This window comes from Desulfovibrio sp. GTC20076, assembly GCF_055385905.1.
In genome coordinates this window covers 2,802,058-2,818,568 of record NZ_AP039366.1, presented here as the reverse complement: position 1 = coordinate 2,818,568, position 16,511 = coordinate 2,802,058, and the positions used below count along the sequence as shown (strand labels likewise).

The window sequence follows — 16,511 nt, the reverse complement described above, 5'->3', positions numbered from 1 at the left end:
ATTCGTGTTACGCATCAGCGCCGCCAGCGGGCATAGGGTTCCCTGAAGATCACGTCCTTGGTGACGACAATATTGAACTGGTAGCCGGGCCGGATCTCCAGCGTTGGCTTGATACTCAGATTGCGCTGGAGCAGCGTTGTCGTCGTCTGCCCAAGCTGCTGGGCCAGCGCGGCCGTCATCTCATCGGTCATGCGCGTTCCGTTCCTGCTTTCCGTGCTGTCGTTCATGCCGTCCATCGCGTAGGCCATGCCCCCGGAAACCAGAGACATCATCAGCGCCGAGCCGAATATGCGCATGTAGTGATTGTTTACGTCGTCATTGAGGCCGGCCATGCCGCCCATGTCCGCTCCTGGCATGGCGCCAAGGGAGATGGATGAGCCGTCCGGAAAGATCAGGCGGTTCCAGGCGATCAGGACGCGCTCCTGGCCGTACACGATACGGGAATCATAGACGCCGTAAATTCTGGTGCCTTGGGGAATGAGCAGGTTCCGGCCGGTGGCGGAATCAAAGACGTGCTGCGAAACCTGGGCGATCATGTTGCCGGGCAGATCCGAGTTCACGCCTGTCAGCATGACGCCAGGAATGACCGCGCCGGTTTTCAGCTCCAGCGGCATGCCGGCCGTGCGCTGCTCCTGAAGCTGCCAGGAAGTGTCCTTGCGGGCGCGGTCAAAAAAGGCTTCCTTGTCCCGATCAGCGGCCGGGTCATAGTAGTTGTCGCTTCCGGCTGAAGCCGTGGCGGAAACGGCGTTTTGACCGGCGGCCGGCGCGGGGCCGCTTCCAGGTGCGCTGACAGCTACGGCAGCGGCATTGGCGTCGGTCATGCGCTTGGCGACCAGGGGCGCGGAGAGCGCGCTCATATACGCCTGGGTCTTGACGCGGCGAATGTTTTCCGCCTGCTGATCCGGTTTTTCCTCACGCTGGACAACTACCAGGGGTTCCGGCTTTGCCGGTTCAGGAGGCATGGCAACTCCGCTCGTTTGATCCTTTTTCGGATCAAGCGCCAGACCGCTCCCTTCTACCAGCCAGACCGGCTTTTCCTCTTCACTTGTAGATGGCTTTTTGATCTCTTCTTCCTTCTTGCGGTCAGGGTCATGCACGAAGCTCACGCTGTAAATCAACACTCCAAGCAGGAACACAAGCACGGCCAGTAACGCATAAAGCGGCCAGCGCCCCATTCTGGCAACTAACGGCTTGGGTGACATGACAAGGGCGTTGGGGGATTCGTCGCTCATCACTGAACCTTCCTGATGATCCGCACTTCTTCTTTTTTGGAACCCACGCCCAACAGAAGGGAAATATTGTCAAACAGACCGTCTACAACCAGAGTCTTGCCGTCCACTCGGTAGTTGACCAGGACGTTTTCTCCATTCTTTTTGGCCAGCAACACGGGCATTTCCGTTGTTTTGCGCGGCAGGTGGATATAAATCTTCTGCCCGTCGTCAAAGACCCGCTCAGGCCTCCAGGAAGCCTTGCCTTTCACCTCGAAATTGAAATTCAGGCCGGAGATATCGACCTCTTTCCCCTCAATGGTGGCCGTATTGCGCTGGATTTCCTGTTCTCTGGCGGCCTTCTTTTCCGCAAGCTGGAGCTTCATGGCATCGGCATAGACAAAACCCACATACGGAGTATGGCCGGAGCGCTGGGAAATCAGCCGCAAATGATAAACCCGGCGGTCCGTAGTGACCACGGCTGTTGTCTCAAGACCGGCGTCCACGGGCTTGATGAAGAGGTGTGTAGTATTGCCGGCCGTACCTGTCTCCACCATCCAGCGCGCGGAATCGCCAACGATAACTTCATTGACCTTCTCCCCGGGCTGGAGTTCCACATCGCAGACTTGCATGGGGCTGGCCAAAATGGTGGGCAGAGATGCACCGTGTACATAGGTCAGCTTGCCGGAGTGCGAGAGCACCGGAGCCGGACCCCGCCCAGCCCAATCGCGGGTAAGGCTGAGAGACTGACGTTCGCGTTTGCTCAACGGCACAGTGTCATTGCTCAAAAAATCCGGCATATTCAGAAAGTCCGGCGGCAGTTCCGGAGCGCTTTGTCCCGCGGGGGCCGCGTTCGCTCTGACGCCAGAGACAAGGCAGCAGGCCAACAGCAGGAAAACGGCAAAACCTCTTCTCATGGAAAACTCCTATTGCGCCTGAGCCGGAGACGGGCCAGGCCAGTTTTTGAAAACACGACTGGCCGACAGGCTTGTGACGTACACGCCGCCGGGATTGTGCAGCAGCACGGCTTCCGATGTGGGAGGGTTGATCTGAACTCCGACCGTAGCCTCGTAAGAATGGCTTTCCAAAGCTACACCGGAATGGGCACGGACGGTTTCCGTCCATTCCACTCGGTAGGAATCCGCACTTACGGGCAAGGGCAAACTTTTGATTTCCACATGGACCAGTTTTCCGGCCTTGGCGATTTCATAGGGGTTGTTGGTAGTAAACCATTCCTTCAGCACACCCTTGGCACTGCCGGCCACAAAAAAGCTCAGGCGCTGGATCATCTGCTTCTGAAGCTCTATGTCCGCGGTGACAGTGCGCCAGTTCGTTATGCAAGCGGCAATTTCCGCCTGGATCAGCCGCAGGGGAGTAGCGCGTGCCTGGTCTGCGCGGGCAGTCACAGCGGACTTGCCCAGCTGATCCACCTCAATAATGTACGGAATGGTTTTGACCTGGTTGGCCTGAATCACATTGCCTGTGATGGAAACCCCCAGAAGCATCAGGACGATGAAGGCCGTCATGCGCCATTGCGCCGCACGGCTGATGTACGAGCCGTAGCGTTCCAGCCATTCCTGGCGGGCATTGAGGTAGGGGTTATGGCCGTCTGTGGGCTTGGGTGTGGACGCGGGGGCGTCGGTTTTTACTTTCTTCCTGAACAGGCTCATTGTAAAACTCCATATGGATGTTTGATCATGGAGTGAAATCTTTTCCCGTACTTTACCCGAAGGCAGTTGTGACGGAACTCACGGAGCGTGCCGGTGTTTGATATTTCAAGGCATATGAGCCGGGCCAGGGGCGCGGAAATCTTCCCATCCCTGGCGCCGTGTCCGGCAAGTCGAGGAGTCGAATCAGATTGACCAGGAACATATCCGTTCGCGCCAGCCAACCCTCAATCCACGGGCAGCGCTGCAAAGTCTCTGAGGAGTGAGTCTGTAAGCATTCAAGAAGTTCTCGTTGTTCATCAATAACCTTCCAGATGCCGCGTAGCTCATTGGAATCAACGCAAAACTTACGTATCTCCAGCAGTTCATTTTTCTTGCTCATGGGGTAGTGCCCTTTGTTCTGACCTTTAGAGGTTTTTTCTTTCTTCTTGAACAAGCTCATTGTAGAGTCCCTCTCATATTGATCAAAAAAGCGAGGCCGTATGCCTAAATTCCGTTATGCGTGGCACGTAGAGAGCGGGAGGATGCTGGAACCGGATGACGTGGCGGATTTCATCATGGAAACCGGTCGCACCCCTGAACTGATGTGCCCGGATGAGAACTGCCGCCTGGCGATGCCGCGCACTCGAATCGCCGCTGTCTGCTGCGATCCGCGTAATCCAGACTGCGGTGTTACGCCGCATTTCCGAACCAATCCCGGCCATAGGCATGCTGAAAACTGCCAATATGAGGTTTTGGGACGACATACTGACTACATCCTTGGGCACAAAGATGAGTTCGTCGCTGAGTTCCCTGACGCCAATCTCTTGAAAAAAATAAAAGGCATTGATACCGAATTGTTGCCCGATGAATATGCGGAGGAAATTGCTCCGCGTGAGTTTATGGAGGCAGTCACTCGCAAGGCACGGGAGTACAGACAAAATGGAGCTTCCGAAAAGCGGGCTTTTTGCAGGGCTCGTTGCGCTGTGCCGCAAAAGACAAGCCGCCTTGGGCTTGTTGTGGACATGGCGATAAAGCTTGCGGATCAAGGCGGTGATGAACTCCGCAAGAAAACCATTCTGGCATTCCCGAGGCGTCCAAAGGCAAATTATCTTAATGCATTTCTGATGATTTCCGCACTGAAACACCACTATACAACTCCGTATATTTTCTACGGCGAATCCGTTGTTCATGAAGCTTCCACCGGATACATCATCAAGTACAAAAAATTGTTGAAAGGATATCATCCTGACCACCCTGAACTTCCTGCATGCACAATAATCAATCCTGACCGCCATGCGGCAGCTTTTTTGGATGAACTGAACCGCTACGCCTCTTCTGGAGAAATCTGCTGCGTATACTCGTTCAGCACGCATGAGTTGAGAGAAAGCTCTTGCCCCATGCTGAACAAAAAGCACTGCGTTGTGATTGAACCCAAATTCTTGAACGCCATCACCATTAAAAAAGCCTGCGTAAAAAGAGGTATACCCCCCCTTTCTACCTCTTGAGAGCGCAGGCTCTGAAAGAAAAAACCTGACCTGTATACGGCAAAAAGCGTTTTGCCGTGATCCCACCCAAGGTGGCAGAATCCGTGGTCATCAAAAAGCGCTGCCGAAAAATCGGATTGAACAGGACGCGCTGCACAATGGGCATGGCATCTTCCCAGGAAACCCGCATATTGTAATACCGGCAAATAGCATCGTAATAGTCACGCCTTTTGATAATATCTGTTTTTACGTCCATGAGATGAGTTTTCCGCGCAAGCTGGAATTCAAAACAATCCTCAACTCGTTCAAACGGTGTATTCATGGAGACGGCCTCGATAATGATTTTTCCCTTTTTATTAGCTCGTCTGTTGACGCCAAAATCAGGCATATACACGATGCAGATGTCGGAGGCTGCGATCTCCCCCTCAAAAAAACGATAGAAGGCATCTGAAATCGTTCCATCACTTTTTTCAAAAGCTTCTTCCATCCTCCCACGCACAGTCTCCCTGCGGTGTAATTCCGCAAGATGTTGATCATGATGTTCAGCAAAATATTCCTGAAGCAGGCGCGTATTGTTTTCAGACATTGAATGTCCCCTTCCATCTGAACGTTCATTTTTCTTGCTCATGGGTTAGTGCCCTTTGTTCTGACCTTTAGATGCTTCCAGGCGAGCGGCCTCGATCCTCTCTCGCAACGACGAAGCAACGGTGTTGTTACGCTGCCCTCTGTTGTGGCTGGCTTCACGGGTGGCGTTCCAGAGGTTGCTTGCCGTGCCCTTGAGCATACCGCCCACGCCTTGCGCGCCCTGGGCCTTTGCAGCTTGCGCCGCACGCCCTAGATTGGCCATGCCAGAGCCAGCTGCCATGCCCAGCCCGGCAAGGCCGGCGCCCATCGCTGTAACTGTGGAAGCAAGAGCATTGCCCGTGCTGACGTGTGAACCATTGATAATTCCGGCCACTACATCGGGGAGAGTTTTGACAAGGCAGTAGAAAATGACGCAGAAAGAAATGGTGACGCCGATCTGCATCCAGTTCTCTTCTATTTGAAGCTGAGAAAGAAAGTTTATTCCTATGCCTAATACAAGATACATAGTCATCAATTTAAATCCTACAGATAGTATATATCTCAATACGTTTATTGCGTAATCACGGAAAAATGATGTTGCTCCAAGGCCAAGAAGAATGGACGACGCGCACATGGCAACAATGCATTCACATTTAATGAGGATTATCTGCAAAGTGATGAGCGTAAAACAAAAAAGGATCGCCATGCCTGCCAAAATATATGTCAATGAGTCTATTGGTGTTAAATAACTTGTTTTTGTTAGTAATCCTTCTGCTAAATTCAGCCCGATAGTAAATGGCTTGTCTGAAGCATTCACAATATTTGTTGCTTCTCCAGCTATTGACTTTAACCCATTGATGACGTTCCATGTCCATGTATGGTAGTTGTTGATGACTGCAAGGAAAAAGCCGGCAGCCAGCAACACGAAGCAGAAATTTTTGATTGTTTCGCGCATATCAGAATTACCCAGAGTCATTTTTACGCCAAGCCAGGCAACTTCAAAGACTGCGCACCAATAGAAAATAATCTTGGCATACTTGAGCATGACGGATTCATATCTGGACAATTCGCCATGAAACATATTGACGATTTGTGATACTGCTGTACCATTAGCGGCCTGAGCTTCTTGAAAATTACCAATAACAATAAAGAGGAGTAGGAAAATGAAAAAATACTTTTTATTGATTCTCATTTTTGCTTTCTCATCTTTTTTAATTGTTGGTTGCAATTCCACATCCAAAGAAGATTTATATGGGTGGTGGAAACCAGAAAAAACAACGTTAATGAATAATAAATGCATATATATATCTGAAAAAATTTTTAAAGATAGTAAAGAACATCAAATAATACAATGGGACAAAAAAGAAGATTCGTTTGTCATATCATTTGATGGTATAACTGCTATTTTAAATATAAATAAAGAAGGCATACTTACAATTACTCCCCAAGTATTTGGTGGTGGTAGATATACTTTTATTCGCACAACTGAAGATGAAGTAAAAAAAATTAACGAAGAAAAAAATCAGAAATGGAAAAAACTTACGACCTCACATCCCGATCCTTTTTAGCCAATATCTAAAACGGGTCAGGATAAGAATTTTTATCTATCTGTTCAAAATTATTTAACATTTTTCTGTGTAGTTCCCGTTCTATCTGACTTTCCTTTTCCGCCTTTGTTTGGCTCGCCAGATCCGATTGAATCTTGGTTGCAATGAGTTCACGGAGTTGGCGAGCCTCTTGTATTTGCAGGGCGGCAAGCTGGTTGCCGGCCATGAGGGCCTTTTGCTGCCCGTCCGGGGTGGAGAGCAGTTCATTCATGTAGCTTTCCAGTTCGCCGGATTCTTCCAGGTCCTTGAGCTGCTGGCCGGAGAGCTGGAATGTCGCCCGGGTGGAGTCATCTACTCGACGGCTCCAGCCATCCCAGTTCGTGCGGTAAGTCATGCTCCCCTGCCCCAACATGCTTCGAGGCATGTTGGCCAGGTCTTTCAGTTCGCTTTGCGCCTGGTACAGACCGTCAAAGACATTCCCCAATCCCACGACGTCATTACGCATCGTAGTTAGAGCACCCGTGATCTTTCCGACTTTGGAGAGTTCGGAAGAAATTTTCCGGATGAGATTCGCGGGCAGCATCACGGTGTTTTGGACCATATTGGTATATTGCTCGATATTCTGCTGTACCATCTGAAGTTGTGCAGCAGTCTGCTGAATGGCCTCGTCATATTCCTTGAGCAGTGTTTTGAGCTGTTCTATGCTGGTGGCCTTTTCAATGGCCTGCGTCACTCTGTTGCTGCAATTGGTGCAGTACACAGCCTTTGCTTGAGAAACAGCAGGCACAGTCATGGACAGGATGCAGACAAGAGACAGTAACATACGCATATCTTTTCCCCTTTGGAGTTAAGCGGCAGTGACGTTGCGTTCCTTGAGCCAGATCCAGGGCCAGTCTTTGCCGTATTGCTGCTTGAGGAACTTGATCCGGGCAATGCTTTCTCTGTCGGAAACGCCGGTGAAGGACAGCGCCACCGGACCGAGCCCAAGCTGGAAGAGACGGCGGCCCGAGGGGTTGACCATGTAATAATCCCGCTTGGGGGTGGCGTTGGCCAGAATTCCGATCTGGCGATCATTGAGACCGCAGCTCCGGTAGAAGGCGTACTCGTCGTCGTTACGGGCCTGCCTGTTGGGCAGATAAATGACCGTGGGGCAGGACGTGAGGATCACATCCATAATGCCGCTGTTTTTGGCGTCGGACAGGTTCTGTGTGGCCAGGATCACACCGCAGTTGGCCTTGCGCAGCACCTTGAACCACTCGCGGATCTTGTCGCGGAATACCGGATGGCCGAGCATGACCCACGCTTCATCCAGAATCAGTAGCGCGGGTTTGCCGTCCAGAGCCTTCTCAATGCGATGAAAGAGATACGTCAGCACGGGAATCAGGTTACGGTCTCCCTTTTTCATCAGTTCCTCCATCTCGAAAACGACGAAAGGGGATGTGCCAAGATTGTCCGTCCGGGCGTCCAAAAGCATGCCCATCGTGCCGCGCTGCGTATAATAGGCCAGGGTCTGGCGGATGGAGATGTCCTGCACCGCGTCCATGTAATGCGACAAGGTGCGCATGTGTTCCGGCTGCGTGGCCAGTCCGGCCATCGCATTGTGGATAGCCTCACGGTGCGCCGGCAGCACGGCCATACCCTGAAGTTCCAGCAGACTTTCGATCCAGTTTTCCGCCCAGGCCATTTCTGTACCGCTTTCGTAAATGCGCTGAAGGGGCGTGAAACACAGACTGTCTTCCGTGGCGATCTCATAGTGATCGCCGCCCGTGGCGTCGCAGAGCGGAAAAAGGGAATTGCCCTTGTCAAAGGCAAAAATCCGTCCATGCTCATAGCGTAGAAATTGCGCGGCGATAGTGGCCAGCAGCGTGGATTTGCCTGAACCTGTCGGCCCAAAGATGGCAGTGTGAGCCAGATCCCCTTCATGAATATTGAACCAGAACGGCGTGGAACCATCTGTCAGAAAAACTGCCAAAGGCGGGGAATCTGGCGGATAGAAGGGACACGGATTCACCGGAGAGCCTGTCCAGACCGACTGCAGAGGCAACAGGTCCGCCAGATTCAGGGTAGTCAGCAGGGGCCGCCGGACATTGGCATAACTGTTGCCGGGCAGACTGCCCAGCCAGGCTTCCAGAGCATTGATGGATTCGATACGGCAACCAAAGCCCTGAGTCTGAATCATCCGGCGCAGCTCACGGGCATTGTCTTGCAAGGCATTCACATCCTCATCAAGGAGAATGACCGTAGAAGACAGATACCCTGCACCCAGACCGGACTGTACTGCCAGCTTTGCTTCTTCCGCATCCTCTCGCATGCGCAAGGCGTCACGGTTGATTTTTGGGTTGGGAGTGCTCATGAATTGGTCCAGAAGTCCCACAACGCGCTGATTCCAGCCCTTGACATAGGTTGTGACTTCTTTTTCCGCATCATACTGGTCCAGACATATGAAGCGCGTGGAATAGCGCAGCTCAAACGGCATAGAATCCAGACCCGCAAGCATGGCGGGCCAGGATTCTTGCGGCAGGCCGTCAATAGAAATGACGGCCATATGCTTTTTCTCCAGCCCGTCTTCCAGACGCGGAATCAGGCCGCCGACGAGATCGCGGCTGCCCAGTATTGCATCCAGGTACATAGGGACAGCAGGGACCCGCACAGGTTGCAGGACGCCGGCAATGCAGAATTCCAGGTGGGCCAGCAGGTCAGAATGCAGAAAGGCCCTGTCTGAGCTGTCATATAACTCATATTCCTGAAGGCGTGTCATGCGTAATACGGCCGCGCAGCCGTCCTCGAACTCAAGGAGCGCGTCCTTGAAAATCTTGAGGCTTTTTTCCAGGACCGGCATGTTTTCCACACCAACCTGAGCAGCGCCCGCCATTTTGGTCACAGTGTAATTGGGGAGAAAAGTGGCGGTCAGGAAAGTGGCCGTGTTGTAACACAGACCTTCGCCAAAAAAGGCGCGGCGCTCGTCTTCGATGGCCTGGGAAACAGGATCCGGGAAATGTGAGCGAGCAGCGTCCGGGTATGCCCGCTGCCTTGTCCGGCAGGCGTCCACATGGAGCATCCAGCCGGTGCCGAGACGGGCCACGGCATTGCTGAACTGCTGCGATACATAGGCAAGTTCATCCGGCGTGGCGCTGTCCATGTCTTCCCCACGGATCTCCCAGGCGGCCAGGAAGGAGCCGTCCTTCTGGAGTATGATGCCCGGCTCGATCAGAGCCGCATACGTCAGAAGGTCAGGCAGGCCCTTGGCCTGGGAGCGGAAGTCCTGTAGTTTCAGCATTATTCAACTCCACAATAAGAGGTGGAAATATTTAATTTTCTTCAAAAAGCTGTCAGGATCATCAAATCTTTCTTTGAGGTGAACTTATAAACTATTCAAAAGAAGAAAATATAGACTTTAAAAATATATCATTCTCAACAGAAAATAAGATGTCATCATATATTTCATTTATGTTTATGGCTGCAATTTTCTTCTTTTTTAGCTTTCTTTTATTATTAAAATCTATCATTGGATAATATAAGATAAATTGAATAAAATATTGTACAAAGTAGACCAAATGAAAATATCTTTATTATTATACTTTTCGCTATTGATGAATAAATATATATAATAACAAATGCTCCAATTTTGAGTGATATTAAAAATATTACTGTTAGTCTTAATAATGAAAAACTATTCAAGCAATAATTCAAAATACATAATGCAATAAAAGATATAAAAAATACAAACAAAAACAATCTTTCATATCTGACATGCATATTAGTGCTATGGTAACGACATTTATCAGTTGACATTCTATTTTTTCTCCAAAATCTTCTTCACATGCCCAAGAATCAGTTGCGCGTACTGCCTGCCCCGTTCCGGGTTACGATGAAGCGGCGTATGGTAGTAGGCGACGGCCTTCCAGTTGAGACCGTGACGCCGGATTTCCTGGGCCAGGATCCAGACGCCGATCTTGACGTTGTTGGCCGGATCCAGCACCTGTTCCAGCGGCCAGCCGTGCTTCCGGATCCAGTAGGAATTCACCTGCATGACGCCTACGTCGAAGGAGCGACCGGCGCGCATTGCCCACTGCGCATAACGCAGGGCTTCTTCTTTGGAGCGGGGCCGCACGTCGCGGCCGGAGATATTGAGTATCCAGGGATGGCAGCCGCTTTCCTGACGGGCGATGGCCAAGGCCAGCACCTTGGGCACCTGATAGCGGGCGCAGGGTGCGTCAAACAGCGGCTCCAGTTCCTGCTGGCGCTCATGGAGTGCGGCGGCATGGGCCGGGACGGCAAAGAGCAACGCGAAAAGCAGCGTGGCATGCTTGCGAAGCGATAGAAGTTTTCTGTAGTATGCCATGTAAATTTTTTTATTTGAGGACTTCATTCTACTCCTTACGGCGTTTCCGGTTGCTTAATGCACATGGCCAGCACCATGATCCGACCATAGTCGTCAGCCGGATAGACCCAGCCTTCGTCATCGGACCCATCCAGTCTCTTGTTCCCGGTCTGGACGCGCATGTGGACCTGCCATTCTGTGTCAGAAAGGGACGTGGCCCAGGTCTGGAAGGACGTCAGAGGCGGCGCTTCCGGCCCGGCTTCAGCAATGGAGGGGGAGGTAAAAACGGCCGGAGCCGTACCTGTGCCGGGAGCGCAGACCGGTTTTGTGATCCGGTCCCCGTTTTTGGCCACAGTAACGTTTTTTAGCAGTGTGGAATTGCCGGAGTCCCCGATGAGTTCCAGAGAGTTGTTCCGGCAGAGATAGAGGCCCTGGACGCGATCCAGAAAAACACGGCCCTGTTCGTCGGCGCTGGCGCAGGACTCGCCGGAAATCTCCCGTTCTTCAAACTGGAGTTCCGAAACATTCCGGATCGCATGATCCGTCATATCCAGTTCGGTCTGCATTGCGTTCAGTTCCGGATGTCCCGGGACCGCAACACGATAAAGAAAGTCTTGGCCAAGAGCTGTGGAGTCAAAACTGGTCAGGACTCCGAGATGACCAGGGCCAGGAGAAGGAATCCCCATACCGGTCAGGGAGACAGCCCAGCCTCCTCCGGCACCCTGCAAGATGTCGGCTGCCTGCCCAGGCACAATACCGGTAGGGACAAAGCCGCCGGAGCCGCCCAGCAGCCCGGCAGCGCCGGGGACGATCACATTGAGAAATCTGTCAGTCTCATTGCCCCGCCCCCCCGTGGTCAGCACCACGGCGCGCAAGTGTCCACTGACAGCATCCTTACGGACGTAAATGTCATATGATTGCCCCCAAACATTACGGCCTTTGAAGCCATCCGGCAGCAGCCCATCGCTGACCAGATCCGCCACGGAAACCATTGGGCCGGATGTGGCCGAAGCCTGCGCGTTCAGGGTCGTCTGATGTTTGCGCACGTAGCCGGCCGAAGCCCGGCTGATCAAGCCCAGATGATCGGCCGCCTGGCGCTTCTGCGTGTCCACAATACCCATGAATGCCATGTCCGACAGTCTGGGTATGAGAATAGACATAAGCAGCAGCACACCAATAATCTCAAAAAGCTTCATCAGTTCACCTCCACCACGCTGACCAGACTGCCAACAGGAATGAAGGCCGGCAGTGACGTACGCCCATCCGGCATCAAACGCCCGTTTTCAGCCCGCCCCACGGCAAAACTCCCCTGGAAAAATTCCCAGGTGGCCGAGATTTCTTCCGCTGAAGCCGGACCCCATACATAGCAGCGCCCACCTTCCACCCGTACATTCCATGTGCGCATGGCATGCCAGCCGGCAGGCAACTCCAGTGACGTCCGAGGTATGCTCCCATTGGGCTTGTGCTTCAGGGCGTAGAGGAAGGCCGCATTACGATAGACGGCGTAATTCAGCGCTATGCTCCGGGCCGCAGGGGCATATTCATCCCTGTAGCTTACGGATGGCGAAAGAATGGCCATAACGCCAAGCAGAAGCGCAAGCACCGCCATAATCTTCATATGGCCTGCTCCCCCTTGTTCGCGATCCGCGCTTTGAGTTCACGCATGTCGTCCGTCAGTGTGCTGAACTGTCCGTTTCTCAGTTTGACCCGGATGCCACGTGACGAGTCTTTGAAGGGCAGCAGGAGAAACTGTGGTGAAGTCAGGCAACAGCTACCGTCCGGGCCGATTTCCAGGGAAAGATGGACCGCTGCCAGCAGGGCGTCCGCCAGATTCTGGCCGGCATTGTCGCCGTCCAGTTCCCGCGCCCAGGTGACAAGCCGTTCCAGGGCCGTGATCACGTCCTGTCCGTGGATGGTGGCCACCACGAGCTGGCGGCTGGAACCCAGAGAGACGCGCAAGGCTTCCAGAGCTGCATGGCGCGTCCGGATTTCTCCAATGAAAATAATGTCCGGTGAGGCATAACGGTGGGCACGTTCTATTTCCTGAGCAAGTTCTGTTTCGCTGGTGATTTCCGTCTGGAAACAGTAACCATATTGGCCCCAGCTTCCGGCCAGAGGCAATTCCGCTGGATTTTCAAAGGTGACGGAATGCCCGCCGTAGACCTCAAGGCGTCTGGCCACAAAAGCGCTGGCCGTGGTCGTCTTGCCGGAGGCCTGCGCGCCGGAGAACAGGATCAGTCCCTGGCGCTGTTCCGCGCCCATCAGCCAGGAACAAAGTACCGGCAACAGCCCAAGGGATTCAAACGACGGTACTGTCTCCGCAAGCCGACGCAGGAACCATATCCGTTGACCGTCCACGTCATCGATCCTGGCCACACGATAGGTGATGTCCCTATGCCGGTAGCGCATGGCGGCCTGTCCATGTTTTCCAAGCAAATCCGGCAGATCAGCCACTTCCGATGCGCAGGCCTCCGGCACGGGAACGAGTTGTGGCCCGGCACCGGGGCAGCCTTTCAGGCGCGCGGAGCCGTCAGGGAACAGCAATAGATCGCTGAATTGTATCTCCGTCAAAGGCATGGCTAGCGGGCCTCGTAAGCGATCGTGTTGCTTTTTGTGCAGGCGTTCACGATGTCCGTAATGGTGTTGTCGCTATCCAGGATATTGCCGTTCACACTCACCGAGAGCCATGCGTCCGTCTGGAATTTGGCCAGTTGGGTGCATTCATTCTGAGGAATGCCGGACAGCTCAATGGTAAAGCTGCCGTGGGAGTCGTTGGTGGACAAGTTGATTTCACCACCCCAGGGGGTTTTCAGACGACTTCCCTTGATCAGATTCGTTGGCACCACACCAGCCTTGATGGCTGTGGTATCATCCAGGCCGCTATAGTCCGATGAGCTGGCAAAAAGCTGCTGGATCTGCATGCGCATGGTCACAATATCCTGTTCCAGGGACGCCACCTTGGACTTTGAAAAGCCGGAGTTAAGGTAAACCGCGGAGCCGGCAATAATTATGAGAGCTATTAAAAGCACCCCAAGCATCTCCATCATATTCATCGGATATCACCCATTGTTTGTGTTGAAAGTTGTGACTGGAGATCCATGACCGACAGGGCGATCAGGAGCATTTGCCCGATAATCAGCATAAGAAAGACAATATTGAGCAGGCGAGCCTTGGACTGGATGGCGGCAATGCCTTCCTGAAGCCAGTCGCGGGCAAAATCCTGAAGTTGGTCCTTGAAATGCGGCAGGCCGGCATAGGCGCGGAAGTCGTCGATCAGCTCCCGGTCCGGAAAATCCAGGCCGGCGAGATACATGGCTTCCCCGATGTTCTCGCCCCGGCCCACCTGATTGCTGATGGCCCGGATCCGCTCGCGCAGGTAGGGGCCCGTATTTTCCGAGGCCAGCATGGTGTTGAGGATATGCGAAAGCTGCATGCCGGATTGCATCAGCGTGGACAAGGTGAACAACCAGACGCCGCCAACCGTCAGGCGGTACATGGACCAGGGGGGGAATCTGTCGGCTATCTTCCGGGCCGGGCCGGTCCAGAGCGGCAGCGTGCCCACAAGGCCCACGCATCCGCCCACCAGGGCGGCAAGCAGGACAATGCCGCCCCAGGAGCCGATGAATGTGCTTATGAGATATAAACCGCGCGCGAAACCGGTCCAGTTCCCTGGATCAGAGAGCTGCACAAGTTCCGGCATGACATACAGCGCCACAATGGCCAGCATGCCCATTGCCATGAAGAAGAGGAAAAGCGGATAGGCCAGAGCCCCGGTCACTGCCCCGACAATTCTGCGGCGGGCTTCCAGCAGTTCGGCAGCCATACGCAGGCCATCAGGGAGTTTACCGGCTTTCTGCCCGGAAGCGATCAGCATGATTTCTTCCGGCGAGGCATAGCCCGTCAGGGCCGTATCCAGATGATGCCCACTGCCTATATGCTTCAGCACCTGATCAAAAACCCTGGACAATACCGGATTACGACGTTGCGTCTGATCTCGCAGATTGTTCAGGCAATCCTTGAGCGGCAGGCCATATTGTGCCTGCATGGCCAGTTTTTTCCAGGTCCGGATGCGGGTTCCCGCATCAAAAGACAGGCGGGCGAGAATATCCTGCATATCCATCTCACATCACCCGTTGGTCAAAGAACTTGTTGAATGTCCAGGGAACACCCAGGCGGCTTTCCGTCCACACAGGATCCACAAGGCCCTGGCGAACATGCTGGAGGGCATGTTCTATATAGGTCATGCCACCTTTTTCCCGCCAGATCGTATGGGCTTCCAGCAGCTTGCCGGCACGCAGAGGGCCGAGAATGTCCATGTCCAGTACAACCACTTCCGCAGCCACGGTCTGGTCTCTCAATCCGGCCAGACAGTGGGGGCAGCCATCATGATTCTGAACGAAAATCCCCTCGTGCCGGGAATCGCCCTCAAGTTCCTCCAACTCCAGAACGCTGGAAAGGCGTTGATATACATCGTCGGGAATGTGCAAGGTGCGTTCTTCATGCTTGATTTCACGCCAGGGAATCTTGCAGTGCGGGCAAAGTTTGGGGATCAGGCGCTGATATTCCAAACCGGCCAGCACGTTGGGATCGCAGAGCACATCCAGAGGATCAAGATAGCCGGCGGACCTCAACATACTTTCAAAACGGGTGACAATGCCGAAGGCATTGTTGGCGTGTACCGTCGCCCAGACGGACTGACCGGTCAGGGCCGCGTCAATGGCTGCCACAGCAGCTTCCGGATAACGTATTTCACCGATCATCAGGACGTCGGAGTCTGAGCGCATGGCTCCGGCAATAGCGTTGATGTATGCGGTGGCCCGTCTGCTCCGGTCATAATCGCCTTCATCCTTGGTCGTGACCTTGATCTGGTTCACGTCGCGCATATGGAACTCCGGTGGATCCTCCACGGAATGATAGGCTTTTTCGGGCGTGTTTTCCGTCTGGGCCTCCATCGTATGCTTCAGAACTGTAGATTTACCGTGCCCCGTGGGACCGGAAATCACCGTCAGGCCAGTACGTTTGGTCAGGAAGTCCATGTCCCGGCAATGGCTTTCCGCAAATCCCAGAGTGGTAAGCCGCTCTGTTAGCGCGCCCGTGGCCTGCGTGGAATCATACAGCAGACGCAAGGCCATGAACGTGCCTGTACCGCTTTCCGCATGGGCACATTCAGTGGGTTCCGTATGAATACGCACGGAATGCACACCTTCCGGCAGGTAATCCCGCTTGACGATACGCCCGTCCAGACGCTCAACGGCATTGAAGCCAGGTGAATCGGCCGTCTTGCCCAACACACCGGCAATAGTGGAAATCATCTGGCGGCCGGTTTCCGCTTCCAACTGTGAATCTTCCCGCATCAGCCCCAGAATGCGAAACTTGATGCGGGTATAGGTGCCCGTATCCACAATATGTATGTCCGATGCGCCAGCCTTATAAGCGCGGGCGATCAGGTCTATGGCGAGTTGCTGGATTTCATTTTCGCCCAGAGCACGGCGTACCGCGTACTTGGCATACTCTTTCTCAAATTCACTGGGCTTGTGGAACTGCAACGAAGAGATACCCCGGCGCCGTAGTCGGGACACCAGAGCGACCATATCCAGATTGCCCTTGAGGTCTTCAGAAATATGTAGCACTCCATCGATCAGGGCCACCTTGCCGCGGACTTTTTCCGAAACCAGTTCAAAATCTTCGAAAAAAATGGCTTCAGGGGCTGTGCTGCTGACACTGGTCTTCATGGCGTC

The 16,511-nt window shown here is 53.4% G+C and carries 17 protein-coding genes; 2 read left to right on the top strand and 15 right to left on the bottom strand.

Going from position 1 to position 16,511, the window contains the following annotated elements; genetic code table 11:
* Positions 1–14: 14 nt before the first annotated feature.
* Genes ACZ495_RS12365 through ACZ495_RS12350 form a run of 4 tightly spaced genes read right to left on the bottom strand, consistent with a single transcriptional unit; the run spans position 15 to position 3,317 of the window.
* Positions 15–1,232: a TrbI/VirB10 family protein gene (locus ACZ495_RS12365; protein ID WP_407845207.1), complete on the bottom strand. Its 1,218-nt coding sequence runs from the start codon at positions 1,230–1,232 to the stop codon at positions 15–17.
* Entirely contained in the window at positions 1,232–2,125 is an 894-nt protein-coding gene (gene trbG, locus ACZ495_RS12360; RefSeq protein WP_072312419.1) for a P-type conjugative transfer protein TrbG, read from the bottom strand. The genes ACZ495_RS12365 and trbG overlap by 1 nt, the downstream gene beginning before the upstream one ends.
* 9 nt (positions 2,126–2,134) lie before the next feature.
* Positions 2,135–2,878 carry a VirB8 family type IV secretion system protein gene (locus ACZ495_RS12355; protein WP_072312418.1) on the bottom strand — a complete coding sequence of 248 codons (744 nt, stop codon included), beginning with the start codon at positions 2,876–2,878 and terminating at the stop codon, positions 2,135–2,137.
* 52 nt (positions 2,879–2,930) lie between these two features.
* Positions 2,931–3,317, bottom strand: coding sequence for a hypothetical protein (locus ACZ495_RS12350; protein ID WP_407845206.1), 387 nt, complete (start codon positions 3,315–3,317; stop codon positions 2,931–2,933).
* A gap of 82 nt (positions 3,318–3,399) precedes the next feature.
* On the opposite strand from ACZ495_RS12350, the gene ACZ495_RS12345 reads away from it, so the two are divergent.
* On the top strand, positions 3,400–4,362 hold the full coding sequence (locus tag ACZ495_RS12345) for a hypothetical protein (RefSeq protein ID WP_464262347.1): 963 nt from the start codon (positions 3,400–3,402) through the stop codon (positions 4,360–4,362).
* Here ACZ495_RS12345 and ACZ495_RS12340 read toward each other — a convergent pair.
* Both ACZ495_RS12340 and trbL read right to left on the bottom strand, forming a co-directional pair.
* Complete coding sequence (locus ACZ495_RS12340; RefSeq protein ID WP_464262346.1) at positions 4,352–4,969, bottom strand: hypothetical protein; 618 nt, start codon at positions 4,967–4,969, stop codon at positions 4,352–4,354. The genes ACZ495_RS12345 and ACZ495_RS12340 overlap by 11 nt on opposite strands.
* Before the next feature lie 3 nt (positions 4,970–4,972).
* A complete protein-coding gene (trbL, locus tag ACZ495_RS12335) occupies positions 4,973–6,097 on the bottom strand; it encodes a P-type conjugative transfer protein TrbL (protein ID WP_464262345.1) in 1,125 nt (374 codons plus the stop codon).
* Here trbL and ACZ495_RS12330 point away from each other — a divergent pair.
* Positions 6,069–6,473 carry a hypothetical protein gene (locus ACZ495_RS12330; protein ID WP_464262344.1) on the top strand — a complete coding sequence of 135 codons (405 nt, stop codon included), beginning with the start codon at positions 6,069–6,071 and terminating at the stop codon, positions 6,471–6,473. The two genes, trbL and ACZ495_RS12330, sit on opposite strands and share 29 nt — an antisense overlap.
* Positions 6,474–6,480: 7 nt before the next feature.
* Here the strand turns inward: ACZ495_RS12330 and trbJ are convergent, their stop codons facing one another.
* From trbJ to ACZ495_RS12285, 9 genes are all read right to left on the bottom strand, one after another.
* Positions 6,481–7,281 (bottom strand): P-type conjugative transfer protein TrbJ, encoded by an 801-nt coding sequence (gene trbJ / locus ACZ495_RS12325; RefSeq protein WP_072311986.1) that lies wholly within the window; start codon positions 7,279–7,281, stop codon positions 6,481–6,483.
* 18 nt (positions 7,282–7,299) lie between these two features.
* On the bottom strand, positions 7,300–9,729 hold the full coding sequence (locus tag ACZ495_RS12320) for a VirB4 family type IV secretion/conjugal transfer ATPase (protein ID WP_464262343.1): 2,430 nt from the start codon (positions 9,727–9,729) through the stop codon (positions 7,300–7,302).
* A gap of 516 nt (positions 9,730–10,245) precedes the next feature.
* Positions 10,246–10,821 (bottom strand): lytic transglycosylase domain-containing protein, encoded by a 576-nt coding sequence (locus ACZ495_RS12315; protein WP_464262342.1) that lies wholly within the window; start codon positions 10,819–10,821, stop codon positions 10,246–10,248.
* Positions 10,822–10,829: 8 nt separating this feature from the next.
* Complete coding sequence (gene pilV / locus ACZ495_RS12310; protein ID WP_072311990.1) at positions 10,830–11,969, bottom strand: shufflon system plasmid conjugative transfer pilus tip adhesin PilV; 1,140 nt, start codon at positions 11,967–11,969, stop codon at positions 10,830–10,832.
* Complete coding sequence (gene pilM / locus ACZ495_RS12305) at positions 11,969–12,391, bottom strand: type IV pilus biogenesis protein PilM (protein ID WP_072311991.1); 423 nt, start codon at positions 12,389–12,391, stop codon at positions 11,969–11,971. Before pilM ends, pilV begins: the two co-directional genes overlap by 1 nt.
* On the bottom strand, positions 12,388–13,350 hold the full coding sequence (locus tag ACZ495_RS12300; RefSeq protein ID WP_072311992.1) for an ATPase, T2SS/T4P/T4SS family: 963 nt from the start codon (positions 13,348–13,350) through the stop codon (positions 12,388–12,390). The genes pilM and ACZ495_RS12300 overlap by 4 nt, the downstream gene beginning before the upstream one ends.
* Positions 13,351–13,352: 2 nt before the next feature.
* Positions 13,353–13,826: a type 4 pilus major pilin gene (locus ACZ495_RS12295; RefSeq protein ID WP_407845198.1), complete on the bottom strand. Its 474-nt coding sequence runs from the start codon at positions 13,824–13,826 to the stop codon at positions 13,353–13,355.
* Entirely contained in the window at positions 13,823–14,893 is a 1,071-nt protein-coding gene (locus ACZ495_RS12290) for a type II secretion system F family protein (RefSeq protein ID WP_072311994.1), read from the bottom strand. Before ACZ495_RS12290 ends, ACZ495_RS12295 begins: the two co-directional genes overlap by 4 nt.
* A 1-nt stretch (position 14,894) precedes the next feature.
* Positions 14,895–16,505: an ATPase, T2SS/T4P/T4SS family gene (locus ACZ495_RS12285; RefSeq protein ID WP_407845196.1), complete on the bottom strand. Its 1,611-nt coding sequence runs from the start codon at positions 16,503–16,505 to the stop codon at positions 14,895–14,897.
* Positions 16,506–16,511 lie beyond the last annotated feature (6 nt).

Bases quoted from the DNA above. Each gene is read 5' to 3' on its own strand.
- ACZ495_RS12290 (WP_072311994.1), bottom strand. From the start codon at position 14,893: ATGGATATGCAGGATATTCTCGCCCGCCTGTCTTTTGATGCGGGAACC.
- ACZ495_RS12340 (WP_464262346.1), bottom strand. From the start codon at position 4,969: ATGAGCAAGAAAAATGAACGTTCAGATGGAAGGGGACATTCAATGTCT.
- ACZ495_RS12295 (WP_407845198.1), bottom strand. From the start codon at position 13,826: ATGAATATGATGGAGATGCTTGGGGTGCTTTTAATAGCTCTCATAATT.
- trbG (WP_072312419.1), bottom strand. From the start codon at position 2,125: ATGAGAAGAGGTTTTGCCGTTTTCCTGCTGTTGGCCTGCTGCCTTGTC.
- pilV (WP_072311990.1), bottom strand. From the start codon at position 11,969: ATGAAGCTTTTTGAGATTATTGGTGTGCTGCTGCTTATGTCTATTCTC.
- ACZ495_RS12285 (WP_407845196.1), bottom strand. From the start codon at position 16,505: ATGAAGACCAGTGTCAGCAGCACAGCCCCTGAAGCCATTTTTTTCGAA.
- ACZ495_RS12300 (WP_072311992.1), bottom strand. From the start codon at position 13,350: ATGCCTTTGACGGAGATACAATTCAGCGATCTATTGCTGTTCCCTGAC.
- ACZ495_RS12315 (WP_464262342.1), bottom strand. From the start codon at position 10,821: ATGAAGTCCTCAAATAAAAAAATTTACATGGCATACTACAGAAAACTT.
- ACZ495_RS12365 (WP_407845207.1), bottom strand. From the start codon at position 1,232: ATGAGCGACGAATCCCCCAACGCCCTTGTCATGTCACCCAAGCCGTTA.
- ACZ495_RS12330 (WP_464262344.1), top strand. From the start codon at position 6,069: ATGAAAAAATACTTTTTATTGATTCTCATTTTTGCTTTCTCATCTTTT.
- ACZ495_RS12320 (WP_464262343.1), bottom strand. From the start codon at position 9,729: ATGCTGAAACTACAGGACTTCCGCTCCCAGGCCAAGGGCCTGCCTGAC.
- ACZ495_RS12355 (WP_072312418.1), bottom strand. From the start codon at position 2,878: ATGAGCCTGTTCAGGAAGAAAGTAAAAACCGACGCCCCCGCGTCCACA.
- trbL (WP_464262345.1), bottom strand. From the start codon at position 6,097: ATGAGAATCAATAAAAAGTATTTTTTCATTTTCCTACTCCTCTTTATT.
- ACZ495_RS12350 (WP_407845206.1), bottom strand. From the start codon at position 3,317: ATGAGCTTGTTCAAGAAGAAAGAAAAAACCTCTAAAGGTCAGAACAAA.
- pilM (WP_072311991.1), bottom strand. From the start codon at position 12,391: ATGAAGATTATGGCGGTGCTTGCGCTTCTGCTTGGCGTTATGGCCATT.
- trbJ (WP_072311986.1), bottom strand. From the start codon at position 7,281: ATGCGTATGTTACTGTCTCTTGTCTGCATCCTGTCCATGACTGTGCCT.
- ACZ495_RS12345 (WP_464262347.1), top strand. From the start codon at position 3,400: ATGCTGGAACCGGATGACGTGGCGGATTTCATCATGGAAACCGGTCGC.